At 53.3% G+C, this 26,044-nt stretch carries 38 protein-coding genes; all 38 read left to right on the forward strand.

What is annotated here, in order from left to right; translation table 11 throughout:
- Positions 1 to 13 precede the first annotated feature (13 nt).
- On the forward strand, positions 14 to 907 hold the full coding sequence (locus DCX48_12335; protein QXE15233.1) for an ATPase: 894 nt from the start codon (positions 14 to 16) through the stop codon (positions 905 to 907).
- A 17-nt stretch (positions 908 to 924) separates the two neighbouring features.
- Entirely contained in the window at positions 925 to 1,158 is a 234-nt protein-coding gene (locus tag DCX48_12340) for a hypothetical protein (protein QXE17229.1), read from the forward strand.
- A gap of 3 nt (positions 1,159 to 1,161) precedes the next feature.
- On the forward strand, positions 1,162 to 1,365 hold the full coding sequence (locus tag DCX48_12345) for a hypothetical protein (protein QXE15234.1): 204 nt from the start codon (positions 1,162 to 1,164) through the stop codon (positions 1,363 to 1,365).
- On the forward strand, positions 1,355 to 1,993 hold the full coding sequence (locus DCX48_12350; GenBank protein ID QXE15235.1) for a DUF3164 family protein: 639 nt from the start codon (positions 1,355 to 1,357) through the stop codon (positions 1,991 to 1,993). The genes DCX48_12345 and DCX48_12350 overlap by 11 nt, the downstream gene beginning before the upstream one ends.
- Position 1,994: 1 nt before the next feature.
- Entirely contained in the window at positions 1,995 to 2,183 is a 189-nt protein-coding gene (locus DCX48_12355) for a hypothetical protein (GenBank protein QXE15236.1), read from the forward strand.
- An 82-nt stretch (positions 2,184 to 2,265) separates the two neighbouring features.
- Complete coding sequence (locus tag DCX48_12360; GenBank protein ID QXE17230.1) at positions 2,266 to 2,982, forward strand: DUF2786 domain-containing protein; 717 nt, start codon at positions 2,266 to 2,268, stop codon at positions 2,980 to 2,982.
- Position 2,983: 1 nt separating this feature from the next.
- Positions 2,984 to 3,199: a hypothetical protein gene (locus DCX48_12365; GenBank protein QXE15237.1), complete on the forward strand. Its 216-nt coding sequence runs from the start codon at positions 2,984 to 2,986 to the stop codon at positions 3,197 to 3,199.
- A complete protein-coding gene (locus tag DCX48_12370) occupies positions 3,196 to 3,645 on the forward strand; it encodes a hypothetical protein (protein QXE15238.1) in 450 nt (149 codons plus the stop codon). Before DCX48_12365 ends, DCX48_12370 begins: the two co-directional genes overlap by 4 nt.
- Positions 3,642 to 3,965: a hypothetical protein gene (locus tag DCX48_12375; protein ID QXE15239.1), complete on the forward strand. Its 324-nt coding sequence runs from the start codon at positions 3,642 to 3,644 to the stop codon at positions 3,963 to 3,965. The genes DCX48_12370 and DCX48_12375 overlap by 4 nt, the downstream gene beginning before the upstream one ends.
- Positions 3,962 to 4,351, forward strand: coding sequence for a hypothetical protein (locus DCX48_12380; protein ID QXE15240.1), 390 nt, complete (start codon positions 3,962 to 3,964; stop codon positions 4,349 to 4,351). Before DCX48_12375 ends, DCX48_12380 begins: the two co-directional genes overlap by 4 nt.
- Positions 4,348 to 4,764: a regulatory protein GemA gene (locus DCX48_12385; GenBank protein QXE15241.1), complete on the forward strand. Its 417-nt coding sequence runs from the start codon at positions 4,348 to 4,350 to the stop codon at positions 4,762 to 4,764. The genes DCX48_12380 and DCX48_12385 overlap by 4 nt, the downstream gene beginning before the upstream one ends.
- Before the next feature lie 2 nt (positions 4,765 to 4,766).
- Complete coding sequence (locus DCX48_12390) at positions 4,767 to 5,201, forward strand: hypothetical protein (GenBank protein ID QXE15242.1); 435 nt, start codon at positions 4,767 to 4,769, stop codon at positions 5,199 to 5,201.
- A 20-nt stretch (positions 5,202 to 5,221) separates the two neighbouring features.
- Complete coding sequence (locus DCX48_12395) at positions 5,222 to 5,746, forward strand: hypothetical protein (protein QXE15243.1); 525 nt, start codon at positions 5,222 to 5,224, stop codon at positions 5,744 to 5,746.
- A 75-nt stretch (positions 5,747 to 5,821) separates the two neighbouring features.
- Positions 5,822 to 6,175, forward strand: a complete 354-nt coding sequence (locus DCX48_12400) for a hypothetical protein (protein QXE15244.1) — start codon at positions 5,822 to 5,824, stop codon at positions 6,173 to 6,175.
- Positions 6,176 to 6,177: 2 nt separating this feature from the next.
- Entirely contained in the window at positions 6,178 to 6,816 is a 639-nt protein-coding gene (locus DCX48_12405) for a lytic transglycosylase domain-containing protein (protein QXE15245.1), read from the forward strand.
- Positions 6,800 to 7,408, forward strand: a complete 609-nt coding sequence (locus DCX48_12410; protein ID QXE15246.1) for a hypothetical protein — start codon at positions 6,800 to 6,802, stop codon at positions 7,406 to 7,408. Before DCX48_12405 ends, DCX48_12410 begins: the two co-directional genes overlap by 17 nt.
- Positions 7,405 to 7,647, forward strand: coding sequence for a hypothetical protein (locus DCX48_12415; protein ID QXE15247.1), 243 nt, complete (start codon positions 7,405 to 7,407; stop codon positions 7,645 to 7,647). The genes DCX48_12410 and DCX48_12415 overlap by 4 nt, the downstream gene beginning before the upstream one ends.
- A complete protein-coding gene (locus tag DCX48_12420; protein ID QXE15248.1) occupies positions 7,647 to 7,937 on the forward strand; it encodes a hypothetical protein in 291 nt (96 codons plus the stop codon). Before DCX48_12415 ends, DCX48_12420 begins: the two co-directional genes overlap by 1 nt.
- Entirely contained in the window at positions 7,937 to 8,437 is a 501-nt protein-coding gene (locus DCX48_12425; GenBank protein QXE15249.1) for a DUF1804 family protein, read from the forward strand. Before DCX48_12420 ends, DCX48_12425 begins: the two co-directional genes overlap by 1 nt.
- A complete protein-coding gene (locus DCX48_12430) occupies positions 8,430 to 8,633 on the forward strand; it encodes a hypothetical protein (protein ID QXE15250.1) in 204 nt (67 codons plus the stop codon). The genes DCX48_12425 and DCX48_12430 overlap by 8 nt, the downstream gene beginning before the upstream one ends.
- Positions 8,634 to 10,292, forward strand: coding sequence for a hypothetical protein (locus DCX48_12435; GenBank protein ID QXE15251.1), 1,659 nt, complete (start codon positions 8,634 to 8,636; stop codon positions 10,290 to 10,292).
- Between the two features lie 3 nt (positions 10,293 to 10,295).
- Complete coding sequence (locus DCX48_12440) at positions 10,296 to 11,864, forward strand: DUF935 domain-containing protein (protein QXE15252.1); 1,569 nt, start codon at positions 10,296 to 10,298, stop codon at positions 11,862 to 11,864.
- On the forward strand, positions 11,851 to 13,191 hold the full coding sequence (locus tag DCX48_12445; GenBank protein QXE15253.1) for a phage head morphogenesis protein: 1,341 nt from the start codon (positions 11,851 to 11,853) through the stop codon (positions 13,189 to 13,191). The genes DCX48_12440 and DCX48_12445 overlap by 14 nt, the downstream gene beginning before the upstream one ends.
- A gap of 124 nt (positions 13,192 to 13,315) precedes the next feature.
- A complete protein-coding gene (locus DCX48_12450) occupies positions 13,316 to 13,858 on the forward strand; it encodes a phage virion morphogenesis protein (GenBank protein QXE15254.1) in 543 nt (180 codons plus the stop codon).
- A gap of 234 nt (positions 13,859 to 14,092) precedes the next feature.
- Positions 14,093 to 15,232, forward strand: coding sequence for a hypothetical protein (locus DCX48_12455; GenBank protein QXE15255.1), 1,140 nt, complete (start codon positions 14,093 to 14,095; stop codon positions 15,230 to 15,232).
- Positions 15,225 to 15,620, forward strand: coding sequence for a hypothetical protein (locus tag DCX48_12460; protein QXE15256.1), 396 nt, complete (start codon positions 15,225 to 15,227; stop codon positions 15,618 to 15,620). The genes DCX48_12455 and DCX48_12460 overlap by 8 nt, the downstream gene beginning before the upstream one ends.
- A gap of 11 nt (positions 15,621 to 15,631) precedes the next feature.
- Positions 15,632 to 16,549, forward strand: a complete 918-nt coding sequence (locus DCX48_12465; protein ID QXE15257.1) for a head protein — start codon at positions 15,632 to 15,634, stop codon at positions 16,547 to 16,549.
- Positions 16,549 to 16,983 (forward strand): hypothetical protein, encoded by a 435-nt coding sequence (locus DCX48_12470; protein ID QXE15258.1) that lies wholly within the window; start codon positions 16,549 to 16,551, stop codon positions 16,981 to 16,983. Before DCX48_12465 ends, DCX48_12470 begins: the two co-directional genes overlap by 1 nt.
- Complete coding sequence (locus tag DCX48_12475) at positions 16,983 to 17,414, forward strand: DUF1320 domain-containing protein (protein ID QXE15259.1); 432 nt, start codon at positions 16,983 to 16,985, stop codon at positions 17,412 to 17,414. The genes DCX48_12470 and DCX48_12475 overlap by 1 nt, the downstream gene beginning before the upstream one ends.
- Positions 17,411 to 18,073 carry a DUF1834 family protein gene (locus tag DCX48_12480; GenBank protein QXE15260.1) on the forward strand — a complete coding sequence of 221 codons (663 nt, stop codon included), beginning with the start codon at positions 17,411 to 17,413 and terminating at the stop codon, positions 18,071 to 18,073. Before DCX48_12475 ends, DCX48_12480 begins: the two co-directional genes overlap by 4 nt.
- Positions 18,054 to 18,266, forward strand: a complete 213-nt coding sequence (locus DCX48_12485; protein QXE15261.1) for a hypothetical protein — start codon at positions 18,054 to 18,056, stop codon at positions 18,264 to 18,266. The genes DCX48_12480 and DCX48_12485 overlap by 20 nt, the downstream gene beginning before the upstream one ends.
- Positions 18,253 to 19,674 carry a phage tail protein gene (locus DCX48_12490; GenBank protein QXE15262.1) on the forward strand — a complete coding sequence of 474 codons (1,422 nt, stop codon included), beginning with the start codon at positions 18,253 to 18,255 and terminating at the stop codon, positions 19,672 to 19,674. Before DCX48_12485 ends, DCX48_12490 begins: the two co-directional genes overlap by 14 nt.
- Positions 19,675 to 19,692: 18 nt before the next feature.
- Complete coding sequence (locus tag DCX48_12495) at positions 19,693 to 20,070, forward strand: phage tail protein (GenBank protein ID QXE15263.1); 378 nt, start codon at positions 19,693 to 19,695, stop codon at positions 20,068 to 20,070.
- A gap of 5 nt (positions 20,071 to 20,075) precedes the next feature.
- Positions 20,076 to 20,456 (forward strand): hypothetical protein, encoded by a 381-nt coding sequence (locus tag DCX48_12500; protein QXE15264.1) that lies wholly within the window; start codon positions 20,076 to 20,078, stop codon positions 20,454 to 20,456.
- A 149-nt stretch (positions 20,457 to 20,605) separates the two neighbouring features.
- Positions 20,606 to 22,795: a phage tail tape measure protein gene (locus DCX48_12505; protein ID QXE15265.1), complete on the forward strand. Its 2,190-nt coding sequence runs from the start codon at positions 20,606 to 20,608 to the stop codon at positions 22,793 to 22,795.
- A complete protein-coding gene (locus DCX48_12510) occupies positions 22,795 to 24,186 on the forward strand; it encodes a multidrug DMT transporter permease (GenBank protein ID QXE15266.1) in 1,392 nt (463 codons plus the stop codon). The genes DCX48_12505 and DCX48_12510 overlap by 1 nt, the downstream gene beginning before the upstream one ends.
- Entirely contained in the window at positions 24,170 to 25,357 is a 1,188-nt protein-coding gene (locus tag DCX48_12515; protein ID QXE15267.1) for a phage tail protein, read from the forward strand. Before DCX48_12510 ends, DCX48_12515 begins: the two co-directional genes overlap by 17 nt.
- A complete protein-coding gene (locus DCX48_12520) occupies positions 25,347 to 25,997 on the forward strand; it encodes a phage baseplate assembly protein V (GenBank protein QXE15268.1) in 651 nt (216 codons plus the stop codon). Before DCX48_12515 ends, DCX48_12520 begins: the two co-directional genes overlap by 11 nt.
- Positions 25,998 to 26,044 lie beyond the last annotated feature (47 nt).

Raw genomic sequence — 26,044 nt, forward strand, 5'->3', positions numbered from 1 at the left:
CAGAGAGGTTGATATGAATTTACAGGCTGAATTAAACGAACTGATTACCCGTAAGGGCTGGTCACAGGCGCAAGCCGCGCGGGCGATTGGTAAAAGCCCTGCGGTTATTAACCAGTATTTGCAGGGAAAGTATGCTGGTGACGTAGACGGCATTAATGAACTGATTGCCGGTTTCATTGCGCGTGAAAGTGAAAAAGACAAAGGCCAGCGCATTACGGCGGAATACGTCAAAACGATGACGTCGGCACGCGGTATTGAGGTGATCCGCATGGCGCACCTGGACGGCGACATCAATGTAATTTACGGCGAGGCCGGGCTGGGTAAAACCATGATGTTACGGGAATACGCTGCCCGTCATCGTGACGCGATCCTGATTGAAGCCGACCCCGGCTATACCGCCCGTGTGGTATTGGAAGAACTGTGCAGCCGCCTCGGTCTTAGTAAGCGCGGCAATATGCACGAACTGAGCGAGGCGTGCATTACGGCGCTGCGTGAGTCGGGTCGTATTGTGATGATCGACGAGGCGGAAAACCTGCCCTACCGCGCCCTCGAAACGCTGCGTCGTATTCACGATAAAGCGGGGATCGGGCTGGTATTAGCCGGAATGCCACGCTTGATCATCAATCTGAAAGGCAAGCGTGGCGAATACCGACAGTTATATAGCCGCGTCGGCTTTGCCCTGTTCATCGGTGATGTGCTGCCGGAGGATGATATCAACATTATCGCTACCCATATGCTGCCTGATGCGCAGAACGCCGACATAGCGGGTGCGCTGTTTAAAGCCTGTCGTGGCAATGCCCGACGCCTGTTTAAGCTGGTGCGCGGTGTCAGTCGTCATAGCGATATTAGCGGCAATGCGATTAGCGCGGGGGCGGTACGCAAATTTGCAGAAATGCTGATTAGTTAATTAACGAGGTATTAATGATGTGCAAATTGCCAATTAATAATCCCGAATTAATGCGCCCGATTAATCGGCTTATTCGGTCTGGTATTAACGTCGTCAATGTGAATTTAAATTTTAAACGCCCTGTTATTGAAGTTGATCGTCCGTTTAAAGCATGGGAAGCCGGAGCCGTGGACATTACTGAAACACGCAACGGCGTGCAGCAAATTGTAAAAATGACGCGCTGGCGTGGCGCTCACATTATCTGGAGGTAGTTGATGGCGAAAGTCGTTGTGTATTTGCGTGAACGGTCACGCGGGCTTGTGGTTGATTGCAAAGTGGAGCGTGAGCCTAGTGATGGCGAACTGGCGCAGCGAGCCGCTGAAACGGTGGCCGCAGGTCTGACAGGACACGTACTAGCAAAAGTTAGTGACGTAGTAAAAAAATCTAAATCACGTAAGGGGAAAGTCAATGTCCATTAAAAACAAACAATTCACCGAAACCGCAGCCCCGGAGGGGTACTGGGTTGATGCTAAGGGCGTATTAACGCCAGAGCATCTGATTAAACCGATTGATACCGCGCGTGATGGGCTGGTTGCGGAACTCATTGGCCGTGCGTTGGCTGTCAATAAAGCGCTGGCTGAGTTTAAGTTGTCTGGCTTTGCTGATATCGCCGCGTTCGTGGCGCTATCAGGCGATGAGTACGGCGTTAACTTGGGTGGAAAAAAAGGTAATGTCACTCTGTATAGCTACGATGGCCGTTACAAGATTCAGCGGGCTATGCAAGACCGCATTGATTTTGATGAGCGCCTACAAGCCGCTAAAGCGTTGATCGATGAGTGTCTGGCTGATTGGGTAGAAGGTGCACGTCCAGAGGTTCATGCCATTATCAATCGTGCGTTTCAGTCTGAGAAATCAGGTGAGGTTAACACCGGCGCGGTACTTGCCTTGCGTCGTCTTGAGATTGCAGACGAACGCTGGAATCGGGCGATGGATGCAATCGGCGAAGCGGTGCAGGTTGTCGGTAGCCGTTCTTATATTCGCGTCTATGAGCGGATCGGCGACTCTGACCAGTATCAGCCTATTTCATTAGATATCGCAGGGGTGTGATGTGAACGCTGGCGAGTTTAATAAAAAACATAAAGTGGGGGCGGCGTTTTTTCACCGCGCTCCCCCTCTGCGCCCACGTCGAATGGTTAAAACGGTCGATATTGCGCGTGACTTTAATTGTGGTGCGATTGTTGAAATTAATCTGGAACCGTATTTCGTCAAGATTAATACGTTAAAACCCGCAGGCTGATTTAAACCGAAATTAAAACTTCTTTAAACATGGCGTAAACCCGCCAGGGCTGGCTTACGCCAAAATCAGGAACTGGATCATGATGAATAACGAAAAATATCTCAACAAAATTAAAAAACTGCTGAATCTGGCGCGGCGGAGTACCAATACTAATGAAGCCGCCAATGCCATGAGCCAAGCGCAGGCAATGATGCGCCAGCATGGTTTAACTGAAACTGACGTTGATTTGATGGCAATTAACGAAGCTGACAGTAAAACGGCTCCTTCCAAAGCTCAGAAAACGCCTAAATACATGGCTGGGTTGATGCAGCTTATTTGCAATGCGTTTGGTGTGCGGAGCTATTTATCATTTAAACGTGACTTTCTTGGTGGTCGCCAGAATAGCGTTATTTTTTACGGCCCGAATGAGCGCCCACAAATTGCGGCCTATGCGTTTGATGTTTTATCGCGTCAGATGATGAAAGCCCGTCGTGAGTTTTCAACCAGTCTGCGCAAAAGCATTAAACAGAGTACCAAAATTGCTCGCGCAGACACGTTCTGCGAGGGCTGGGTATTGGGTGTATGGCAAGTAGTTGATTCATTTGTTGTCAGTGACCCGGAAGCCACGTTGATTTCAGCATACCACCATAAGTTACAGCAGAGGGGCGGGCTTAAATCTGGAGAAATGAGAGACGCTAAAAAAGCGCGGGGAACCGAAGATGCACGCTATGCGGGTTATGTCATCGGTAAAAATGCCAATTTGCATCATGCGGTTAACGGTTCGGGAGTCGTTACACCAGCAAGAATCGGGAAGGTGTGACATGCCGACCGTTAACAATTGTGAATATCTGGAGAACGGAGCCAAGCGCCTTTACCACTTTAACGATGGCTCGCTGGTAAAAGAGCGTCCAGCGTTACCGGGAAAATCGCGCCTTGAGTTTTACGACGCGCGCGGTAATCGCATTTACAAGCCTGCGACACAGCGGGAAATGAAACAGGCCATTGAACGTCATAAAAAATTCTGGAGAGTGTCATGAATAATGTTCGCGCTGATTTACATTTGCTTGATGGTTTTATTGCCCATAACCCCGATTTAGGTGATCGGTTTCTGGATATGCTGGCTAATTGTCGTGACGAGCTGCTTGAGCTACGCAAGCAAAGCCCTAACCCTGACCAGCAGGCGCTCGGTCATGTTGGCAATCAGGCTGTGGGTTGCTTCATCAATCGATATGAGCGTAATAGCGGCAATGAAATCATCGCGTTAACCCTGCGGCACACACTGGATGGTAAGGTTCTTGAGCAAGATTTAACGCTGACAAAATTGTGCGGACACTGGCGTGCAATTATCGCCCTAGATGAGTTTCCTGATATGGAAACCCCAGCAGGTGCGCTGTTTACGCTATCTGACTGGCTGATGCGCCTCGGCTTGGCTGCCCGGATTGATGCCGTTACAGAGCAACGGCTGGAGGCGCTGACAGAATGAAAACCGTTAATGATATCCGGCTGGAAGTGATTGGCTTTGGTTCAGTTCCTGCCAGTGTGGACGAACAGCGAGAAATGGCGCGTGAATTGATATCACTGCGCACACAACTGGCAGAGTTGCGGGGGCAAGCGGTATTTATGTGCGGAATCGCAGATCCAGATGGCAATGCGTATTTTGGCGAGTGCTGTGTCGGCGATGCGGGCTTGATGAATGATGAAGTAGCGAGACTAAATGACGATCTGGAAGATGGCGAGCCTCTTTATTCCGTTGTTGATTTATTTCGCCGCCCCGTTCCGCAGCGTAAGGACGGTGATGCATGACAAATACAGCCAAACGGCAAACAGTGGCGCGTAAGCGCCGCCAGCGTGCCAGGCAAGCTGGCGAGTACGGGAAGAACCGGTTGGAACTGGTGTTATCCGATAGTGAATTGCAGATGCTAGAGCAGAACTGCCAGCGCCGTAACCCAGGGCGAGAACCTTACAGCAAGGCGGATTATGTTTCTCTGCTGATACTGTGCGATAACGAGCGACTGATGCGGCAGGAAGCTGCGCTGGGAACCTGTGAGCGTTGCAATGAGACGCTGCCAGCAGGCTGTGGCGGTCTGTTTCGTGGTGAGTCTGCGTGCTTTTTTTTGCGGGATTTTCGGCAGTTGAATTTAACTGGTGTGACCGGTCACGCTCAACTGGATGGGGAGCGACAGAAATGAATATTCAGCAACGTCGCATGATTGGCGCAATCAAAGCGGGGCAATCCGCGCTCGGATGGGACGATGCGACATACCGCAGCGTGCTGGCCCGGATAACGGGAAAATCCTCATCGACCCTTTGCACAATAACAGAACTGGAGAAGGTAAAGGAGTACATGCACCAGCAGGGTTATCCGCGCAAAGCGAAAAGCCACGGCCGTAAACCCAGCGTTCCTGCTAGCAAAAAAACCGTACTCAGCAAGATTGAGGCGCTACTGGCTGATGCACAGCGCCCGTGGCAGTATGCGGAGACTATGGCGAAGAACATGTTTGGTGTACGATATATTGACTGGCTGGATATACAGCAATTAACCAAACTCATGCAGGCGTTGATTATTGACGCCAAACGTCGCAAAAAAGCTGCCGAGGAATAATTATGGAACTGGAGCGTGTCGCGAGGCTGTTGCCCGAAGTCGTTTTGCAAATCGCTGACCTTATCGGCTTCCCCGCGACCGCTCAGTTACTTGAGAAGTTCGGCGGTACAACCTTCCCCATCGGTAAAGGGCTGCGGGCGCTGGGTGCGCATCGCGCCGAGCTACTGCGCGAAACGGTCGGCGTTGATAATGCCGCGATGCTAGTTAAGAAATTCGGCGGCGAAGTCCTTTACCTTCCGCGCTGCGACCGTGCATTACGTGAGTTGCGTAACCGGCGCTTTCTCTCTGAGTTTGCCGCACTGCGCGAGAGCGGCACCTCGGGTAATATGGCAATGACGCAACTTTGCCCCGTGTACGGCTTTTCTGACCGCTTCGCATGGGAACTAGTGCGCGAGAGTAAAAATGCAGTAACACATTCACAGCAAAGTCTTTTTTAGTTTTCTAAGGAATGAGAAATATGAAATTAAAGACCATAACTCTGGGTATTATCTTATCTGTAATGTCATCTACAGCGTTCGCTGCTGATGGCTACAAAAATGTGAAGTTTGGCTCAAGTGTAGAAACGGTTTTAGCATCTAAATTATGCTCTCTTCAAAAATATAAAAGTGATACACCTGGGATGGACTCTTATGCGTGCCAGGACTTTATATTTTCAGGGCAACCGACACTAGCTATGGCTATTTTTTTGAATGGAAAGTTTCAACGATTCGCCATTTCTTTAAATACTTCCGCTACCCCCGTTCTCGAAGGGTTAACCAAGAAGTATGGCCCAGCATCATCGTCCTCTACAGCTGAGGAAATGGATCGCGCCGCAGTCACGGGGGATTCAATTTTTGTTAGATTTGATAACAATACGGTTTTTATCCAAGGAAACAAGAACGTATCGACAGGCAAAGATGAAGGGATACTTGTTTACACTACCCCGCAATATGACAAAGAGTTGCTAGCATTACAGGCAAAATCGCTAGGTAATGACTTGTAACCCACTGAACCCCTTCCTCTTATTCACCTCCCCGCATAATTGAATACTGACCACCTCACATAACGAGGTGGTTTCATGAACATTTTCAACAACAAAATCTTTCATATCACACGCTTTAAACGCTTGCTAGGCTGGCAGTTGACCGCTGTTCTGTTACTTGTACTCATCGGTCTGGTATCACCGCAGCAGCTTCCCGTTGTCATCTACAAAATCTCACTCATCACATTAGCGGCTGTGCTCGGCTACTGGCTTGATCGTTCTTTGTTCCCGAAGGCCGGGTTAGCACAATACCTGGAACACAAACCCGAACTAATGAAAACCGGTATCTATCCGGTCAAATCAGGTTGCGAGCAGGTCTTTGCCGCCGCGCTCATTCGACGTGCAATCATCGTTGCTGCCGTCTGCCTCGCTGTGGCGATGGGGCTGTAATCATGGACTGGCCGAAAATCACCCGTGTGCGATGGTTAGCCGTGTTGCTGCTGTGGGCTGGCAGTATTTTCGGCCATGCCCACGCCGCACAGCCTCCTGCCGCCGCTCAACAGTACCGCAATGATGTGATCCGCAGCGCCCGTCTGGATTGGGGTATCAATGCCCCCATCGCGGACTTTGCCGCACAGTTGCATCAGGAAAGCGGCTGGAATCCACGCGCAATATCCCCCGTTGGCGCACAAGGTCTCGCGCAGTTTATGCCTGCTACCGCCGATTGGTTCAGTCGCATCATGCCTGAATTAAAGGCAAACCAACCGTTTAATCCCACCTGGGCTATCCGTGCATTGACGAGCTATGACCGTTGGCTGTGGGAGCGCGTTAGCGCCCGCAACGACTGCGAACGCATGGCAATGACATTATCTTCCTACAATGGCGGGTTGGGCTGGGTGCAACGCGATCAGCGTTTGGCAACACAACGCGGGTTAGATCGTCTGCGCTGGTTCGGTCACGTCGAAACCGTGAATGCCGGTCGCAGTGCCGCCAACTGGCGCGAGAATCGGCACTATCCTGACCGCATTCTGAATCAACTAGCTCCTCGCTATCAGATGTGGGGAGGCCATAGCTGTGCTGAAACTATTTAGAGCCTACTGGCCTCACATCCTGATCCTCGTCGCTGTTGCGGCATTCGGCTACAACATCGGCCACATCGCGGGCAAGAACGCGAAGCAAACCGAATTACAAGAAGCCATCACGTACTTATCAGCAGATAACAAGCTGAAAACCGGGCAAATCACGGTTTACGAACAGGATAAGCGCATCGCCGCCGAGCAACATGTCGCGGCGTTGCAAAAAGCGATAGCCGATGCAGATACCCAGCGCCAGCGGGCTGACCAACTATCTGTCGAGCTGCTGCAAACCAAAGCCGAGCTGAGTAAGACAAAAAATCAGCTTAAAAGGACGATTAACGATGTTGTTAAAAAAGATGGTGCCACTTTTACTGGTATTGGCCCTGACAGCCTGCGGCTCTACCGCGCCGGTCTTGGCTACCCCGCCGATGATTTGCCCGAAGCCGCCAGCGGAGCTGCTGTATATCCCGCCGATGCCGTCCGCGCCCGTGGCGGACTCTCTCCAGCCGGACTTCTTGAGCACAGCGCCGACTATGGCGAGTGGTGCCTGATCCTGCGTGAGAACATGGCGAAGCTGAATCAGTTTTACGTGGAGGGGAACCCATGAGCATGGAGTGGGTGCTGGGGGTGGCGATGGCGTTAGTTTCCACGCTTGGCAGTCTGTTTATTCGTTCACTGCAAAAGGACATCACGGACTTGGAAAGCGCGGTCGAACGTATCAAAAACGATTACCAGCGCCGTGAGGATGCGCGGCGCGATCAAGATTCTGTGATGGCCGCCCTGCGCGACCTGAAGAACACGATTGAACGCATCGATAACAAACTGGACAGGAAGGCAGATAAATAATGAAGGCACGGCAAAAACGGCGCGTTCGTCGCGTCACAGTGGTATCGAGTGCGGACTCGGCAGCGCTGGTGGGCATTAAGCAGCGGCTGGATGCATTACAGGTTCCGGCCGTGCAACTGGGCGGGCTGGATGAGATTTCAGGTCAGTTAAACCGCATTGAACGGCGCATGGACAGCATCGAAGCCGCCGCCGTTCGCCAGGGCGCAATCGCGGGCGGGGTTACCGGAGCCGTAACCGGTGGCCTGGTCACCACGGCGATTTTACTCATCAAAGCGCGGCTGGGGTACTAATGGCGCATCCGCAGGAGGTTCGCGGCAAATTGCGACGCGCCTACATTTTCGGGCAAATGTCGCTTGAAATCGCCTCCGCGCAGTCTGGTGTCGCATTTGCGACCGCACGGCGTTGGAAGAAAGATGCGCAGGACGCAGGCGATGACTGGGACAAGCTACGCGCCGCGCATGTTATTGCGGGCGGTGGTCTGGAGGAGATTGGCCGCGCTGTACTTACCGGGCTGGTTACACAGTACCAAACCACGCTGGAAATGCTGAACGGTGCAGCCGATATCCCGCCGCGTGAACGCGTCGAGCTGCTTGCCAGTCTGGCGGATGCGTTTAACAAGGCGACATCGGCTAGCAAGAAGATCCTGCCAGAAACCAGCGAGCTGTCTGTTGCGCTTGAGGTCATTCAACTGCTTTCGACCTTCATCCGAGAGAGGCATTCAAAACACCTGGACGCGTTCGTCAGCATTCTTGATGGGTTCGGCGAAGAGATAGGGAAACGTTATGGCTGACAAGTTGATCCGCATAAACCATGAAAATTCAGTAATGGCAAGCCAGGTTACCCGCATAGAGCGCGGGTATCACGATAGTGTTTTTGTCTGGGCTGATGGTGTCAAACATGAGCTATTGGTTGGCTACGGTGAATCAACCTATGACGCAGAAAGACGCATTACTAACGAGATTAACGCGGCGTTAAGCGGGGATTAAATGGCGCGTAAATCTAACAAGCTAACCGCCAAAGACTTTGCCAAAGAACTGGAAGAGCTGGCGGCAACGCTGCGCCGGACGATTGAAGCCGAATGTGTCGGCTTTGATCCGTCTGCGGCGGCAATAGCAGAACGTCGCGCCCGTGTATTCGACCCGGTCAGTGGCTACGACTATTTTGTCGAGCATTACTTCCCGCACTATGTGCGCCATGCTGACAAAAGCGAGCTACATAAATACCTGTTTACGCGCCTACCGGAGATTATCGCCAGCCCCAAAGGCGAAAATGATGCGATAGCCGCGCCGCGCGGCGAGGCTAAATCGACGTTGGTTAGTCAGTTATTTTCGATTTGGTGCATTGTCTGTGGCTTCAAGCATTACCTGGTTATCGTGATGGATTCAATTGATCAAGCGTATCCGATGCTGGAAGCCATCAAAGCCGAGCTGGCGTTTAATCCCCGCGTGGAGATGGATTTTCCTGAGGTCGCTGGCGGTGGTCGTGTGTGGCAGGCTGGAACCATCGTTACCCGCAACGATATCAAAGTACAAGTCGCAGGCAGTGGCAAAAAACTGCGTGGTCTGCGTCATGGCCCGTATCGCCCCGATTTGGTGGTGCTAGATGATATCGAGAACGACGAGCAGGTACGCAGCCCGGAGCAACGCGACAAGCTGGATAACTGGCTGAAAAAGACCATCCTGCCGCTCGGTGGCGCGGGTGCGAAATTCGATGTTATCTATATCGGCACTATCCTGCATTACGATTCTGTTCTGTCACGCACCCTGAAAAACCCGCTGTGGAAAGCCGCGCGATTTAAGGCGGTGATCCAGTGGCCGGTCAATCTGTCGCTGTGGGAAGAGTGGGAGGAAATCCTCCGCAATAACGACAGTAACGGCGAATGGATGGCGAGCGCGTTCTATCAAAACCACAAGCTCGAAATGGACGACGGTGCGGTCGTGTCCTGGTCTGCTCGTCCGATACTGACGCTGATGCTGATCCGTGCGCGTGATGGTCACAGTACTTTTGATTCCGAGTACCAGAATGACCCGGTGAGCGGTGAAGACGCTCCATTCGCCCACTGCATAAATTTTTGGATAAACCGACTCAATGAGTGGATCTTCTTTGGCGCGTGTGACCCCAGTCTCGGCAAAGCTGGTGCGAGTCGTGACCCCTCCGCGTTGCTGGTTGGTGGGTTTAACCGCCATACCGGCATTCTGGATGTGGTGGAAGCGGCTATCCGTAAGCGTTTGCCCGACAAAATCATTTCTGATGTGATTGAGTTACAACGCATTTACGCCTGCCTGGTGTGGTCGATTGAGTCCGTGCAGTTTCAGGAGTTCCTGCGCACCGAGTTGGTGAAGCGCAGCGCGGCTGTGGGTATCCCTGTGCCTGCGCGGGCAGTCCAGCCGCACAGCGACAAACTGCTGCGTATTGAGTCGCTACAGCCACATATGGCTAACGGATTAATTCGATTACATCCGAGCCAATCCACATTGATTGATCAGTTACGGCATTTCCCGATGGCTGACCACGACGACGGCCCGGATGCATTACATATGTTGTGGGCGCTTGCCGTGTCTGGTGTTGGCGCATTTTCATTTACCGCTGTACCCCGCCGTAATTCTGATGACCGGGGCAGTAGATTCGGTTCAGGAGGCTGGTAGTTTATGGCTCAGATTGTTGATCAATATGGTCGTCCGCTTAACCGCGAGGTACTGAAATCCCCGCAGACAGCGCGTGTGGCGCAAATAACCCGGCATTTTCCAGAGCATCCCTCGCGTGGCCTGACGATTCGCCGCTTGCCGCGTATCCTGGAAGCCGCCGAGCGTGGCGATCTGGCCGCGCAAGCTGACCTGTTTGAAGACATGGTCGAGAAAGACGGGCATATATTCTCTGAGATGGCAAAGCGCAAGAATGCGCTATTGGGTTTGGACTGGAGCATCGAACCGCCGCGTAATGCGACCGCCGAAGAGAAAAGCCTGGCAGCGATGGTGGCCGAATGGATGGATGACATTCCCGATTTTGAGGACATTATTCTCAATGCTGCGGAGGCTATTGGGCACGGATTTTCAGCGCAAGAAATTGAAAAGTGGGAGTTTGAAGACAATATCTGGCTCCCCGCGCAAATCAAATTGCGCCCGCATCGCTGGTTCTGCACTAACCCGGAGATTGACGATACAGTTCGCCTTTCTGACGGTAGCATGAATGGCTCGGAGCTATGGCCGTTCGGCTGGCTGGTTCACACTCATAACGCTAAAGCGGGCTACATTGCACAGTCTGGGTTATACCGCGTCTTGGTCTGGCCGTATCTGTTTAAAAATTATTCCGTGCGTGATTTTGCTGAATTCCTTGAGATTTACGGTTTACCCGCGCGGGTCGGAAAATACATGGAAGGGTCGTCTGACGACCAGAAAGACGCGTTGTTACACGCGCTCGTTACGCTTGGCCACAACGCCGCCGGTATTATCCCGATGGGCAGCGAAATCTCATTTGAAGCCGCTGCTGACGGTCAATCCGATCCGTTTATGGCGATGATCGACTGGTGCGAGCGTACCGTATCGAAAGCGGTGCTCGGCGGAACGCTGACGAGCCAGGCGGACGGTAAAACCTCAACGAACGCCCTGGGCAACGTTCACAACGACGTGCGCAACGATATCCTGGTTGCCGACGCGAAACAGCTACGCGGCTTTTTCTCGAACATGATCCAGATGCTGCTGTCGATTAACGGCTATCAAGTGAGCCGCCGCCGCTTGCCGAAATTCGTTTTTGATACCAGTGAGCTGGAAGATATCGGAACGTTCTCGACCGGAGTGTCGACGCTGGTTCAGGCCGGGATGAAGACTATTCCGCTTTCATGGGTACACAAGAAAGTTGGTATTCCCGTCCCACAGAATAACGAGCCGGTGCTAGAAGCCGCTCCGCGTCCCTCACTTACGGGATTATCCACATCACCCTACCGTGGTTTTGCGGCATTAAGCACTGCACCTGGTGAAATCAGCGACCCGGCACAATCGGCACTCGACAGCGCACGCTCAACGCCAGAAGCAATCAACGATGCAATGCAGGCGCTGATTGCACCACTTGTCACAGCGTTACAGCAGGGACAAACGCCAGACGATGCGCTCGATATCATCGCGGCCAGCTATCCTGCGTTGGATGATGCGCATCTCCAGCAACTGCTTTCCCAGGCATTGTTTGTCGCCGATATCTGGGGGCGACTGAATGCCGACGCCTAACGATGTCAACCTCGGCTACGCTATCGGTCTGAAACCCGAAGAAGCGATCCGCTATTTTGAATCCAAAGGCTATACCATCGGCTTTAACTGGCATGACGTCGAAGCCCGCGCCCATGCTACCGCATTCACCGTCGCCGGTATTCTCAAACAAGATGTATTAGAAGATATCCGGGGCGGATTGAATGCAGCGTTGAAGAACGGCGAAACCCTGGAGCAGTTCCGGCGTCGATTAACGCCCGTTCTTGAGCAAAAAGGCTGGCTCGGTAAGGGGCAAGGGCTGAAAGCCGACGAAGACGGTGTGCTCGAAGGGAAAAAGCTCACGCCGCGCCGTCTGAAAACCATTTTTGAGACGAATATGCAAGCGGCCTACAGCGCAGGCCGTTACGAAGAGCAGCTCGCTAACGCGGAGTTTCGCCCTTACTGGGAGCGAATCGGTGTAATGGATTCGCATATTCGCCCCAGCCATGCCGCGCTGCATGGCTACATCGCACGCTATGACGACCCTGTCTGGCAGTTTATGTACCCGCCAGATGGTTATGGATGTCGCTGCCGCGTTCGTGCTCGTTCGCAGTCCGATATTGAACGCCTGAAAGTCACGGTTCAGCACAGCGAGATCGTCGATGTCGAACAAGCGTGGGGGCCGAATGACTCGCGGACGGTACGGGCCATTAAGTGGAACGGTCAACTGTATACGCCTGACGCTGGTTTCGGTCACAATCCCGGACAGGGTTATCTGGCATCGCTCGGCCAGCGGCTGCTTGAGCGTTCGGCAGTCGCAGACCCACAACTGGCAGCGCTGGCTGTTCGTCAAACAATGGGCAATGAAACGCTGTTAAAGGCCGTTTCAACGGACGTTAATGCGTTCGTCAATAATACGCTGCTAAACAAGCAGGCTCGCGGCCAGCTCCGGCACGTCGGCGCACTACCGCCTCAAGTGGTTGACCGTCTGGCAGAGAAAGGCGTCGCCGTTGAGTCATCCGTTATCACGTTGACAGATGAAAACCTGTTGCACGCCATTCGCGACAGCAAGGATGCGCAGCTTCCTGAGTCGCTATGGCAACGCCTACCAGAGTTTATACTCAATCCTAAAGCCATTCTCTATAACACGCAGAAAGCCGACGCGGCATTGACCTACGTTTTAGATCTACCGGACACCTCCGGCAAGCTGGTCGTGTTTATCGATCGGGAGCTAAAAGCTCGGCCGCCAGAGGGCGGAAAGAAAGAAAGGATAAAAACCAATCTGATAAGAACAGGGAAAATCTTGGCGAATGACGAGTCGCTGAGAAACAAAGGGATTAACGAAGTGCTGTTTGGCAATCTGGATTAAGCGGCGGGATGAGAAGCGCCGGACTCGAACCGGATCATGCTCAACACTCGTGGCGTAGTAGCAACCGTTACCCATTGGAAACAGCTTCCCATCCACCGCACCTTAAGTATACACCGAGTAATTTATGTACGAAATAAAATATGACATTACCGATTTTGAGCGCGGCCTCGGTGAGCTGATTAGTCGCATTGAACACCGACAGCCTCTTATGCGTGAGATGGCCGCCGCGATGCATGATGCGGTCGAAGAGAATTTCGCGCAACAGGGTCGTCCTGCTTGGGCTGGCTGGAGTCCACGCTATGCTAAAAAACGCCAGGGCGGAAAAATACTGCAAAAATCAGGGCGACTGGCGGCGAGTATCAATGAGTACAGCGACAATGACAGCGCCACGGTCGGGACTAACGTTGTCTATGCCCGCATTCACCAGGAGGGCGGCACGATCAATATGCCCGCCCGCAGCCAACGGGCTTACTACAAGCAGAACAAAGACGGCAGTGTCGGTAATCGGTTCGTGAAAAAATCAAAATCCAATTTTTCTCAATGGAACACGATGGGAGAGTATAGGATCACTATCCCTGCGCGTCCGTTCCTGCACCTTACGGAATCGGATGTTGAGGGAATGGAGAACACGGCGGCAGAATATTTAAAGCGCGTGATTGACGGTTAACGCCGGCCTCATAAAAACGCCGCTGAGCGCGTTTTCGTTGTTTCATCATGCCGTTACCGCCCCTTATGTGTTTAAGGGGCTTACAACGTGATTTAAACGGGGTTTAAATGCGGTCATATCGGTTGCCGTTGCCATGATTTGAGTGGCAAGATAAAAAGCGTCATTTCCTCTCTACTGTTACCCACTGAACCCCTTCCTCTTATTCGTTGATTAGCGTGCTGCCATTCTGGCGGTATGAAAAAGAAATTACTCGTTGCTGCCCTTGCCGCAGAAATCAATAAAGCCTCCCTCGGCGTCATCCAGTTGTTTCCGGCTGGTGAGTTCCGGGCACGTGATGACCGTCCTACCGAATGCCCTGCATGGATTATGACTGCTGAGGTCGCGCAGGCATTGATTGCCGCCGCTAACGCACAGCTGACCCCGTATGTCATCGATTACGAACACCAGACCCTGCGTGCAGCAAAGAACGGCAAGCCCGCCCCAGCTTCCGGCTGGTTCAAAACGCTGGAATGGCGCGAAGGCGTCGGCTTGTTTGCCGTCGATGTGATTTGGACAGACAGCGCCGCCGCGATGATTGCCGACGGCTCATACCGCTTTGTTTCCCCAGTTTTTTCTTACGACAAATCAGGCCGCGTCTTGCAGCTCCTGCACGCTGCGCTTACGAACACTCCCGCGCTGGACGGAATGGACGAAGTCATGTTGGCTGCCGCGTCATTCTTGACCAGCGCATCATCAACCCAAGAGGACACTATGGACGAACTACTTGAGCGTCTGCGCTGGATGCTGAATTTACCTATCACAGCCACCGCAGAAGACATTACCGCCGAGCTAAACAAGCTCATTGATCAACTGGCATCTGCGACCGCAGGAACAGCGGCAGCATCATTTAACACGCTGTCGGCTAATCCGTTCAATTTGATTGAAAAGCTCACAGCGGATGCCGCCAGCGTTGTTGCGCTGACCACACAGGTCGCAAGTCCCGACCCCGCTAAGTGGGTTTCTGTCGATGTGATGCAGCAATCCGTCACGGAAGCATTGGCAACCGCGAATAACAACACGGCGGCGCTGGCGCAGCAGCAATGTGCGGAGTTGATCACCGTCGCATTGTCTGACGGACGTTTGTTACCCGCGCAAAAAGGCTGGGCGAAATCTCTGGCGGAGTCATCGCCAGACAGTCTTAAAGCGTTTCTGGATAACGCGCCAAAAATCGCGGCGCTGACAACTACCCAAACCAGGGGCCTGCCGCCCCCTGGCGTGAAACCCAAAACCGCAACCGACAATGACGACGATGTCGTAGACGTCGCTATCTGCAACCTGATGGGCATTGATCCTGCTGAGGTGGCGAAGTTTGTAAAAGGAGAAGGTAATGAGTGATCGCAATACACCACACCGTGACGGGCTGCTGTTCCCCGTCCCGGTTGCAGCATCAACCGAAATTTTTGGCGGTCACATTATTGCCGCTAATGCTGCCGGTTATGCCGTTCCCGCGACGGCGACGGCCACGCAAATCACGCTCGGAGTCAGTGACGGCTGGGTGGATAACAGCGCGGGTGCGAACGGCAGCGCTGATGCACTAGTGCGACGTAGCCGTGCGTGGCAGTTCGTCAACCATGCGGCCGATGCAGTGACGCAAGCTGATGTCGGCAAAGACTGCTATGTCGTGGACAGTCAGACCGTCGCGAAAACCAACAATACCAATGCCCGCCCTGTAGCGGGGAAGGTTCAGGCAGTCGGCAGTAATGGCGTCTGGGTTCTGATTTAAGGAGAAATACCGTGTTAGTGAATGTAAAGAACGTAAGGGCGATTTTCGTCAATCTGAAAACTAGCTTCCAGAATGCGTTTGACCAAACGCCGACGGACTGGAAAAAAATTGCAATGGTCGTGCCATCGACCGGGAAACAGAATGATTACAGTTGGCTGGGTCGTTTCCCGAAAATGCGCAAGTGGATCGGGGATAAGGTCATTAAGGCCCTGTCAGCCTTCAACTACAGCATCGTCAACGATGATTTTGAAGCCACAGTCGAAGTTGAGCGCAACGAAATCGAAGATGATCAAGTACTGGGGCTAGCAACTCAGGCTAGAGAGGCAGGCCAATCCGCTGCTGAATTACCCGCTGACCTGGTGTTTGCGTTGCTAAGTCAGGGCTTCGCATTGAAGTGTTATGACGGACAACCGTTCTTTGATACCGATCATCCCGTTGGAAACGATGTGCCTCACTCGGTTTCAAACATGGGAACGAAAAAATTGAAGGTAGGCTCACTGGCGGAAGCTAAAGCCTCCTATGGTGCCGCCCGCACCACTATGCGTAATTTCAAAGATGACGAAGGCGCATCACTGAAAATCCGGCCAGGCGTGCTAGTTGTGCCTGTAACGCTGGAAGACGATGCGAATTATTTGATGACAGCCGAAAAATTCCCAGACGGCACACCAAATCCGTATCGCAATACAGCGGAAGTATTGGTTGCACCTGAGCTGGCATCTGATAGCGCGTGGTTCTTGCTGGACACTACCCGCGCAGTCAAGCCTCTTATCTATCAGGACCGTAAGAAGCCCGAATTTGTCGAGCAGATAGACTACAACTCCGAAAACGTCTTTATGCGTAAAAAATTCCGCTTCGGTGCTGAAGCTCGTGCGGCGGCTGGATATGGGTTCTGGCAAATGGCCTATGGCTCTACAGGAGTAAGTGAATAATGCCAATTCAAATTACTGCCCGCAACGACGGCTTTCGCCGTTGCGGCATGGCGCACAGCGCCAAAACCCAGACCTATGCTGATGACCATTTCACTGCTGTACAGTTAACAGTGCTGGAAAACGATCCGCAGTTGATCGTCGTTCGCGTCAGCGGTGATGTAGAAAAAAACAGGGACACGGCTAAACAACTGTCGGCTGCGCTGGAAAAACTGAAAACGGCGGAAAAAGCCTCGGCGGCGCTGATTGGCGAGCGTGACGCGCTCAAAACCCGCGTAGCAGATCTGGGGCGTGATATTGCGTCCGCTAATGCAGCGATTGAAGCGGTGTCAGCTGAACGTGATGTCCTGCGGGAAAGCAATACGGCACTAACCACCGAGCGTGATGCACTCCAGGCACAGCTAACTGCGGCTGACGCGACGAAGGCGAAAAAATAATGTACGCGACCCGTGACGATATTGTGCTGGCGTTCGGTGAGCGTGAATGTGTTGCACTCACCGACCGGAGTTTTACCGGCGATATCGACGAAGTGGTGCTGAATGGCGCGTTAGATCGCGCCAGTGCGGAAATCGATAGCTATCTGGCTGGTCGTTATCCCGTTCCCTGGTCGGATACGCCTCGCATTCTGGTTGGTCGCTGCTGTGATATTACCCGTTACCTGCTGTGCGGTGCGGGTACACAGATGACTGATGAGGTTCGTCTGCGCTATGAGGACGCCATCCGCTATCTGGAACGTGTCGCTGATGGCCGCATCACGCTCGGAAAAATGCCAGATGGACAGCTTGTGCAACAAACCAGCTCCGGGGCACGTTTCCAGTCTGCGGGGCGCGTGTTTGACAGGGGTTCTACAGGCGGAGGTGCATTTTGATTATCCGTGATATTGAGCTGGCAATGATTGACCGGCTACGCAAAGGGCTGGGCCGTATGGCTGCAAATGTGTGTTCTTACGGTGGTGAACTGGACGGCGAACCCGCAGAGGTTGCTCGTGCAATGCCAGCCGTATGGGTGACGTTCGGCGGCATCCAGAACACGCAAAACGCCAATATTGGTAAACGGAAGTACAAAACCACCGGGCGTTTTGTGGTGATTGTCGGCGAGCGCAGCGTGCGCAGTGAAGAGTCCTCACGCCACGGCGGCGCGCGGACTGATGAGGTCGGTACTTATCGCATGGTCGAAGCTGTACGCCGGTTGATCTCCGGGCAGGATTTAGCCGAGTCCGGGTTAAAGATCGACGTTTTGATGCCAGGCCGTGTACGGCCTTTGTTTAACACCAAGCTGGAAAACCAGGCGCTGTCAGTATTTGCGTGTGAGTTCGACACGGTGTGGATGGAAACCGCGCTGGAAAACGGCAAATACCCGCTAGACGGCGCGGCACCGTTCCATCCTGACAGCGTTTTTTCTGGTTATCAGGGGGCGGTAAGCGAAGACGACCCAGACTGGCTGCGCACCCATTTGAGCTATGACATTCCGCAGACATCTACGTCGCCGGATGCAGAGGATGTGATCCATCATGAAAATCAAGGTTAAAGCGGCTCCGGGGGTTCAGGTGCCGCGTGAAGATAACGGCCGCCGTTACATCACTGATGAAATAGCGGGCGAAGTCGCGCTGACGGCGTACTACCAGCGGCAGTTAAATGCCGGTGATCTGGTAGTCGTTACTGACGACGCGGTAGTAGCAAAGAAAGGCAAATCTGAGGAGGTGAGCCGTGGCGAGTCCTAACGTCGAGTTTTACGAAATCGGCAGTAGCATCCGCAAGCCTGGGAAATATTTTGAGTTCAATACACGGCTTGCGGTGCGCACGTTACCGAGCAATCAGCAAAAGGTTCTACTTGTCGCGCAGATGCTTAGCAGCGGCACGGCAACCCCACTCAATGCGGTTAACGTGTTCTCTGATGAAGAAGCGGCCACGCTATTTGGTCGCGGTTCAATGGCCCATCTTATGGTTGCGGAAGCCATTGGCTGTAACAGCTATTTGCAATTGCAGGTTATTGGCGTCAGCGATGCAGGGGCAGCAACAGCAGCAACAGGAACGATGACACTAACCGGAACGGCGACAGCGTCTGGAACGGTGAGCGCGTTTGTCGGTGCAACGCGTATTGATGTTGCTGTGTCTGCTGATGATACCGCTGCGACCGTTGCTGCTGCGCTGAATACGGCAATCGGGCAAAAAACAGCATTGCCGGTCACTGCTTCTGCCGCCGCTGGTGTAGTCACGCTGACGGCCAAAAATAAAGGCGTGGCGGGCAATGACATTACGCTGCGCATCGCATCAACAGCGGCAGGTGTAATCGCTGCGGCGGCGTCAATGATGAATGGTGATGTTGATCCTAATATTGCACCCGCTTTCGCTGCTGTGTTCGCTGCTGGTCACAATATTATCGTCAGTCCCTATGCGACGCAGACAGCATTAACAGCCCTGCGCACGTATCTGGATAACGTCAGCGGCCCATTGGAGCAGCGCGGCGCGATTGGCGTTGCGGGCTGGCATAAATCACTGTCAATCGGCTCTACACTGTCGGCCAGTATCAACAATGGGCGTATTACGTTCGGCTGGCATAACGGCTCGGTGAAGACACCGGCGCAAATTGCTGCTGCGTATGCCGCTGTTATCGCCAGTGAAGAGGATCCCGCTCGGCCACTGAACACCCTAGCGATGAACACGCTAGATGTGACGGCGCTGTCTGCACGCCCAGGTCGTAACGAGCAGGAAAATGCGTTGTACAACGGGCTGACACCGTTTGAGATTGGCCCCGGTGACAACGTTCAAATCGTCCGGGCTATCAGCACGTACACCAAAAACGCGGATGGCGTTGACGATGTCTCGTTGCTGGATATCACGACTATCCGCACGCTGGATTACGTGCGCAAAGCCTGTCGTGAGCGCATCACGCTGCGTTTCCCGCGTGACAAGCTGAGTTCCCGCACGCCAGACCGTGTGCGCAGCGAGCTGCTTGACGTGCTCTACAAGCTCGAAGAACTGGAAATCATTGAGAATGTTGACGCTTATAAAGACCAGTTAATTGTTGAGCGTGATTCTCAGGATGTTAACCGACTCAACGCCCGCATTCCGGCCGATATCGTGAACGGTCTGCATGTCTTTGCTGGTCGCATCGACCTACTGCTGTAATTGTAAGGAAAATCCATCATGGCATTAGAAGAATACGTCGGGGCCATCGTTCTGGAAGTGAACGGCGTAGAACTGGAATGTACCGACCTGAAAGAAGACGTACAAACTGGGCGTAAGCTGGTCAAGACGATGAACCGCACTGGTCGCGCAAAAGGATTTTCGCGTGGTATCGCTGAGTACCAAATAACGGTATCTGTCGTTATCCCGTTGGGTGGCGATCTGGATTGGGAAGGTATGGAAGGCGTCAAGATTACGCAGTATCCCGTTAGCGGAAGCGGCGGTAAGCGCGTGTCGTTCCTTGACTGTTTTAGCACCCAGGTCGGTGCGCAGTACACCGTTGATAGCGAAGCGAAACGCGATATTACGTTTGCCGCACTGCGTCGTGTTGAGGAGTAATGAAAATGGAAAAAGGTATGTTGCTACACGGCGTTGAACTTGACGGCCAGCGCCACTTTACTTTCTCTGTTCGTCTTCCGGTGGTTGGCGACACCATTGCGGCGCTGGAAGAAACACAGGAAGAGAAAGGCACAACGGACGGGGCCGCTGCGGGTATGCACTATCGCGTCGGTATCCTGGCTAGCGTGCTCACGCTGGACGGTGTCGAGCGTGACAAAGTCACCACGGAATTGCTGTTAGATCAGCTTTCTGATGAGGACTTTGATCTCATCGATGCGCAGGTGTCGGCCGTTAAAAAAAAGCTGATGCAGTCGAGACCGCCCTCGGCGGATACCGCACCGTTATCCTCGCCCTCGGACGCTACGGCATCACAAAACAGCAAATAGAAGCGATGAGCCGTGCTGAGTTGGACGGCTACATCAATGCTCTCGCTAGGCTGAACGGCAGAAAAGCGCCGGCTGCTGGGGGTAGCAACACATCCCGCACCGTAAAATCACTACGCCAAAAGCGGCAGACAAAACGGAGAAAGTAAATCATGGGTCGTACTCTCCAGCTCGCACTGACAATACTCACCCGTGACAACGGCTCAAAGGTACTGCGCAAGGCGCTGGAAGAGGCTGTCGCAAAGACGAAAGCCGCAGAAAAATCCGGTGACGACCTGGCTAAGTCTCAGCAGCAGAACAGCCAGCAAGGTATCCGGGCGTCGAGAGCCTTGAGTGAAGAATTCAAACGGGCGAACAGCGCCCGTTCTACGCTAGGCATTCGCTCAGAGCGTGAGATTCAGCGCGAAATCCAGCAGACGATTGCGGCATACAGCCGCCTAACCCGAATGGGTGTTATGTCGGCGAGTGAGCAGTCTCGTGCATTCGGTGCGATGACTGACCGTGTGAGCCGATTGCGTGGTGAGTTGAGCGGAACCGCTCAGGCTATGAGCCGCATGGATAAGCTGAGCGCGGTGGGTTCTGGCGCTATGGCTATCGCAGGTGGTGTAGCTGCGGGGGCTGCTATGTTAACCCGCCCAGTCAGCAATACGATGACATACGAACAGACGCTGGCGAATATGACAAATACAGCCTTTTCAGACAGGAAGACTGTTGATGCTCGTCGAGCAGGTATGCAAGAAATCGACTCGCTAATCCGTGATTCCGTCAAGGTTGGAGGCGGAACAAAAGAAGGTACGGCAGATACGTTAAATGAAATGTTGGCGTCTGGTGAAGTTGATATGACGTCAGCTAAAACGTTATTACCAATGCTGCAAAAATATTCGACGGCAAGCGGAGCCAGCTCCAGGGATTTATCTCAGATAGCAATCCGACTAAAACAAACGTTTGGCGTCGAAGATAAAGACATGGAAAAAGCGCTGAACATGGCGATTGCTGCCGGACAAGCCGGCGGTTTTGAGTTGTCAGATATGGCTAAATGGTTACCGCAACAGTTAGCGGCTGCAAGTAATAACGGCATGAAAGGATTGGATGACTTTGCTGTTTTACTCGGCGTCAATCAGGCCGCAAAGATTACAGCTGGCACCAGTGATGAAGCTGGGAACAATGTGGTAAACCTGCTGGGGAAAATTACAAGTCAGGATGCGGCGAACGCTGCAAGCAATGTCAAAATTAAAGGCAAGGGAATAGATTTGCCAGGCAGTCTCTCAGCGGCGCAGGGAAAAGGATTGAATTCACTGGATGCGTTTGTTGCCATTATTGATAAAGTCGTTGCCAGTAACCCAGCATACAAGAAGCTGGATGCGCAACTAGCTTCTTCATCCGGTAGTGACCGCCGCCAAATAATGGAATCACAGGCAAAAATATTAGAGGGATCAGCTGTTGGGCAGATCATCGCTGACCGGCAGGCACTGATGGCGCTGATCGGGTATCGCAGTAACCGTGAGTATGCAAAGAACGTTATCACTGAGGTTAACGAGCAACGTAGTCTCCCGTCTGGAGAGACAGCGGGCGATTTGAATTTTTCGCTAATGTCAGATACTGAAGGTTTCAAAATACAGCAGTTAAAAAATACTGCTGATTTTGCAGAAATTGACAGCACAGATGGGTTATCTAAGCTGCTCGGTGATGTATCCGAGAAACTGGTCAAATACTCAAATGAATACCCTGGGTTGACTGTTGCGCTCTCTGGCGCAACGACAGGCATTAAAGCGCTGGGCGCGGGAGCGGTTACTGCCGGGGGTGTTCTGGCTGCGTGGAAACTCATATCGGGAAATGGTGGCGTTACTCCCCCTCCTGTACCCGGAGGCCCGACAACTACGCCGAATGTTCCTGGAACAAAGCTACCCTCATGGTTAAGTCGTCTGGGTGGTGTTGCACGTGTCGCTGGGCGCGTCGCTGCACCATTAGCCCTCTATCAAGCGGCCGAAGATGCCCCGCTGGTGCAAGTCGAGCGTGGTGATGCCGCAGTACGCACCCGCCTCAAGGCGAACAAATACGCCAGCGAACTGGAACGCATTCAGGATAGCCGCCGCGCCGCTCCTGGCTTTCTTGATGTGGTCGATGAGGTTAAAACATGGTGGGCCAGACCGACCACCATCGGCGCAGACGTGAACCCCGCGACGATGGGCGTGCCGTCTTACCTGTTGCCGCAGCAGCCACAAAGCAACCAACCAATTCAGATAAATACAAAGGTTGAGCTGGATAGTCGTGTTATTGCCGAGGCAGTTAACGAAGTCAACAGCCAGCAGGCCACGCGTGGCTCGAACGGAGCATATCAATAATGGCCTGGGCAGACTCATTACAAGACGGCTCCTTTCGTGGCGTGAAATTCGATGTGATCAACGTGCGTGACAGCGCTCAACGCGATATTGCGCAGCATGAATACCCTAACCTGGACGGCGCAGACATTCAGGATTTGGGGTTAAAGCCTCACAGCTCACAGATTCAGGCTGTGGTGTGGGGTGACGATTACGAAACCCGCCTCCAGTCGCTACTGGACGCTCTACGCAAGCCAGGTGCAGCGGAACTGATACACCCGGTGTTTGGTGCGATGCCGAACATGCTGGCGGCTGTGTTTCAGGTCAATCACGATGCGGAGAATGTCAATTACTGCACCATCGATATTCAGTTTGTGCAGTCCAAAACGGGCAATCCGTTCTTTGTTAAAGACTATCCGCTATCAAAAGCCGATGAGATTTTTAATCAGACGCAGTCGCTGATCGACAATGCCAGTTCGCTGCTGGACGATGTTACTCAGCCACTGAGAACGGCAAAAACCATGATGAATAAAGTGCGTGGCCTGGCGACCGGCGCATTAAACATGGTGACGATATTCCGCAGCGATATCAGCGGATTTATCAGCGGTACAACTGATTTTATCAATTTCCCTGGCGCGTTTTTCGGTGACCTGCGTTCTGCGCTGTCACTCAAAACGGGCGCATCAAAGAGTTCACTGCATTCTGCTTATGTGGGTGGTGGCACATCTGCTGTGGCTGCATCATCCGTTACTGTACCCAGCAGTGCAGAGCAACAAGCCATCGCTACAACGAACTATGCAGCATCACCGACTGTCATCATGGCCGATTGGGCAAGCACGCAGGCCGCGCTGCTATCCGTTCAGTCCATGCCTGCTGGTTTAGTCTCCGGCAGTATCGATGCGCCGGTTGATATGCCCGCACAACTGGTCGAGAGCGATATTGTTGAGTTAATCGCGATTGTCGCGGTGGCCGTCGCGATGGAGGCGGCAGAAGAAGCTGGAGCGGTGCTCAGTGACCCTGCGCTGACAGCAGTATTAACGCCGCTCGACATCGAGAAAATCACCAATGAGACGCGGCAGATGATACAGGACGCGATTGATATCAATCGTGATGCGTATGCACCAGCGATGGCTGAAATCAGCAGCAGCGCACAGCCGACGGGCTTGTCTTATCAGCCTGTCATCGACCAGTTGGCGACTATCGCGCTGACAGTTCAAGCGCTGGCCGAAGCTGTCATCAGTGAGAAACCGCAACTGATGACGCGCACCGTCACTGCGCTCGGTAACCTACATCTGGTTGCGCATCGCTGGTATAACGACTATTCCCGCGCGGCAGAGCTGCAACGCCTGAACCCGCAACTGCGCGACCCGAACAACCTTAACGCGGGGGATGTGCTGAATGCCTACGCAGAATAACCCCGCGACTGATAACGCTGCTGTGTCCGTCATTATTAACGGCAAGGCGCACACGGACTGGTCACGCTACCAGATTGACAGCGACTTCCTGATACCGGCTGATGCGTGGAGCGTTAGCCTGGGACTGCCTGATGGTAAGTTTCCTGCTGACGTGGTACGTGGTGCGCCGGTGACGGTAAAAGTCGGCAGCGATACGGTGATGACAGGCCGCATTGACAGCGTGCAGCGTTCTGTTGCGCGTAGTGGCGTCACGCTGTCGCTGTCTGGCCGTGACAGCGCCGCTATCCTTGTTGACTGTGCCGCACCAATCCTCACCGCGCGACAGGTTGGGCTTGAGGATGTCGTCGCGCAGATCGTCCGCCCGCTTGGTATCACAAAAGTCCGCATTGAGGCTGAGAGCGCTATCCGCAGCGATAAAATCAGTGCAGAGCCTGGCGAACGGGCGTGGGACATGCTGTTACGCGCGTGCGCCGGTCGAGGTCTGTGGCCGTGGTTCGCGCCGGACGGGACGTTGGTTGTCGGTGGCCCGGATTACACTAAACAGCCCGTCGCGTCACTCATCATGAGGATGGACGGCAAAGGCAATAATGTGCTGTCGCTGTCTGATGCCAGCTCAATAGATAAATCGTTTTCAGAGCTGACGGTATTAGCGCAAAGCCACGCGCATTCCTCCAGCAAAAAGGATCTGGCGATTATCGATGTCGATGATGACAGCGACAGCGATATTGAGTTGAGTACAGGCACAGCAGAGACGGGCCAGCACGGCATGAAAACCGTAGTTAAAGACCCAACGGTAAATTATTACAGGCCGCAGGTGATGGTTGTGGGTGATGCCGACAATCAGGAGCAAATCAACTATCGCGCCCGTAAAGCGCTGTCTGACGCGCGACTGTCTGGCTACAGTCTGACCGCTATTGTCCACGGCCACAGAGCATCGGACGGCGTGCTGTGGGAGCCAGGGCAACGTATTCACGTAATCAGCGAGTACCACGGTATCGATGCTGTTTTCTTTCTTATGGGGCGTGAGTTCAGCGGTGGACGTCCGGGCGGCACAACCACAACGCTCAGACTGAAGGAAGATGGCGTCTGGATACCCGATGCGTATCCGAAGAAGAAAAAACAGCGTAAACGTAAGAGCAAAAAGGAGCTGCAAATTGTCGATGTGGCCTGATATTGAAAGACGTATTAATGGGGCGTTAAATCGCATTAGACTGGCGTTTAGAATCCGTTTAACGCGGGTGAATAGTACCGGTTCGGTGCAAACGTTCCAGGCTAAAGGACTGGCGGGCGAACCATTGCAAGACAGTGAGCTATTCCAGCACTACGGGTTTACGTCAAATCCGCTGCCTGGTGCGATGGCTATTGTGATACCTCTCGGTGGGCAAACGTCGCACAGTGTCGTGATTGCAACTGAGCACGCGACCTACCGGCTCCAGTCTCTCGCTCCCGGAGAGGTAGCGCTTTATACCGATGAGGGCGCTCGGATTGTACTTAAACGCGGACGGCTGATAGAAACAGACTGTGACGAGTTCCGCGTCAACTGCAAACAATTTGTTGTCAACGCAGAGGAAAAAGCGGATTTTAATACCCCGATGGTGACGGCCAGCGAGCAAGTTACCGCGCAGAGTCAAATCACCGGCAACGGTGGCATTGCGATTAAAGGCGGTACGGGTGCATCGTTTGAAGGTAACGTCACGCAAACACAAGGCGACTATCAGACCAGCGGGAACGTCACTGCGGGCAATATTGCGCTCAACGGCCACAAACATCCTGGCGATTCTGGCGGCACGACTGGCCCCGCCATTCCATAACAACCCACTGAACCCTTTCCTCTTATTGATTGCCTCCCATGCTGCCA

Source organism: Pectobacterium atrosepticum (genome assembly GCA_019056595.1).
GTDB classification, from domain to species: Bacteria; Pseudomonadota; Gammaproteobacteria; order Enterobacterales; family Enterobacteriaceae; genus Pectobacterium; species Pectobacterium atrosepticum.

What these genes read in the sequence shown, in the direction of transcription:
- DCX48_12365 (QXE15237.1), top strand. Translation starts at nt 2,984, where the DNA reads ATGCCGACCGTTAACAATTGTGAATATCTGGAGAACGGAGCCAAGCGC.
- DCX48_12335 (QXE15233.1), top strand. Translation starts at nt 14, where the DNA reads ATGAATTTACAGGCTGAATTAAACGAACTGATTACCCGTAAGGGCTGG.
- DCX48_12430 (QXE15250.1), top strand. Translation starts at nt 8,430, where the DNA reads ATGGCTGACAAGTTGATCCGCATAAACCATGAAAATTCAGTAATGGCA.
- DCX48_12390 (QXE15242.1), top strand. Translation starts at nt 4,767, where the DNA reads ATGGAACTGGAGCGTGTCGCGAGGCTGTTGCCCGAAGTCGTTTTGCAA.
- DCX48_12395 (QXE15243.1), top strand. Translation starts at nt 5,222, where the DNA reads ATGAAATTAAAGACCATAACTCTGGGTATTATCTTATCTGTAATGTCA.
- DCX48_12340 (QXE17229.1), top strand. Translation starts at nt 925, where the DNA reads ATGTGCAAATTGCCAATTAATAATCCCGAATTAATGCGCCCGATTAAT.
- DCX48_12415 (QXE15247.1), top strand. Translation starts at nt 7,405, where the DNA reads ATGAGCATGGAGTGGGTGCTGGGGGTGGCGATGGCGTTAGTTTCCACG.
- DCX48_12510 (QXE15266.1), top strand. Translation starts at nt 22,795, where the DNA reads ATGGCCTGGGCAGACTCATTACAAGACGGCTCCTTTCGTGGCGTGAAA.
- DCX48_12440 (QXE15252.1), top strand. Translation starts at nt 10,296, where the DNA reads ATGGCTCAGATTGTTGATCAATATGGTCGTCCGCTTAACCGCGAGGTA.
- DCX48_12475 (QXE15259.1), top strand. Translation starts at nt 16,983, where the DNA reads ATGTACGCGACCCGTGACGATATTGTGCTGGCGTTCGGTGAGCGTGAA.
- DCX48_12450 (QXE15254.1), top strand. Translation starts at nt 13,316, where the DNA reads ATGTACGAAATAAAATATGACATTACCGATTTTGAGCGCGGCCTCGGT.
- DCX48_12385 (QXE15241.1), top strand. Translation starts at nt 4,348, where the DNA reads ATGAATATTCAGCAACGTCGCATGATTGGCGCAATCAAAGCGGGGCAA.
- DCX48_12495 (QXE15263.1), top strand. Translation starts at nt 19,693, where the DNA reads ATGGCATTAGAAGAATACGTCGGGGCCATCGTTCTGGAAGTGAACGGC.
- DCX48_12470 (QXE15258.1), top strand. Translation starts at nt 16,549, where the DNA reads ATGCCAATTCAAATTACTGCCCGCAACGACGGCTTTCGCCGTTGCGGC.
- DCX48_12520 (QXE15268.1), top strand. Translation starts at nt 25,347, where the DNA reads ATGTGGCCTGATATTGAAAGACGTATTAATGGGGCGTTAAATCGCATT.
- DCX48_12375 (QXE15239.1), top strand. Translation starts at nt 3,642, where the DNA reads ATGAAAACCGTTAATGATATCCGGCTGGAAGTGATTGGCTTTGGTTCA.
- DCX48_12400 (QXE15244.1), top strand. Translation starts at nt 5,822, where the DNA reads ATGAACATTTTCAACAACAAAATCTTTCATATCACACGCTTTAAACGC.
- DCX48_12350 (QXE15235.1), top strand. Translation starts at nt 1,355, where the DNA reads ATGTCCATTAAAAACAAACAATTCACCGAAACCGCAGCCCCGGAGGGG.
- DCX48_12360 (QXE17230.1), top strand. Translation starts at nt 2,266, where the DNA reads ATGAATAACGAAAAATATCTCAACAAAATTAAAAAACTGCTGAATCTG.
- DCX48_12505 (QXE15265.1), top strand. Translation starts at nt 20,606, where the DNA reads ATGGGTCGTACTCTCCAGCTCGCACTGACAATACTCACCCGTGACAAC.
- DCX48_12455 (QXE15255.1), top strand. Translation starts at nt 14,093, where the DNA reads ATGAAAAAGAAATTACTCGTTGCTGCCCTTGCCGCAGAAATCAATAAA.
- DCX48_12380 (QXE15240.1), top strand. Translation starts at nt 3,962, where the DNA reads ATGACAAATACAGCCAAACGGCAAACAGTGGCGCGTAAGCGCCGCCAG.
- DCX48_12435 (QXE15251.1), top strand. Translation starts at nt 8,634, where the DNA reads ATGGCGCGTAAATCTAACAAGCTAACCGCCAAAGACTTTGCCAAAGAA.
- DCX48_12460 (QXE15256.1), top strand. Translation starts at nt 15,225, where the DNA reads ATGAGTGATCGCAATACACCACACCGTGACGGGCTGCTGTTCCCCGTC.
- DCX48_12515 (QXE15267.1), top strand. Translation starts at nt 24,170, where the DNA reads ATGCCTACGCAGAATAACCCCGCGACTGATAACGCTGCTGTGTCCGTC.
- DCX48_12420 (QXE15248.1), top strand. Translation starts at nt 7,647, where the DNA reads ATGAAGGCACGGCAAAAACGGCGCGTTCGTCGCGTCACAGTGGTATCG.
- DCX48_12405 (QXE15245.1), top strand. Translation starts at nt 6,178, where the DNA reads ATGGACTGGCCGAAAATCACCCGTGTGCGATGGTTAGCCGTGTTGCTG.
- DCX48_12425 (QXE15249.1), top strand. Translation starts at nt 7,937, where the DNA reads ATGGCGCATCCGCAGGAGGTTCGCGGCAAATTGCGACGCGCCTACATT.
- DCX48_12345 (QXE15234.1), top strand. Translation starts at nt 1,162, where the DNA reads ATGGCGAAAGTCGTTGTGTATTTGCGTGAACGGTCACGCGGGCTTGTG.
- DCX48_12445 (QXE15253.1), top strand. Translation starts at nt 11,851, where the DNA reads ATGCCGACGCCTAACGATGTCAACCTCGGCTACGCTATCGGTCTGAAA.
- DCX48_12500 (QXE15264.1), top strand. Translation starts at nt 20,076, where the DNA reads ATGGAAAAAGGTATGTTGCTACACGGCGTTGAACTTGACGGCCAGCGC.
- DCX48_12370 (QXE15238.1), top strand. Translation starts at nt 3,196, where the DNA reads ATGAATAATGTTCGCGCTGATTTACATTTGCTTGATGGTTTTATTGCC.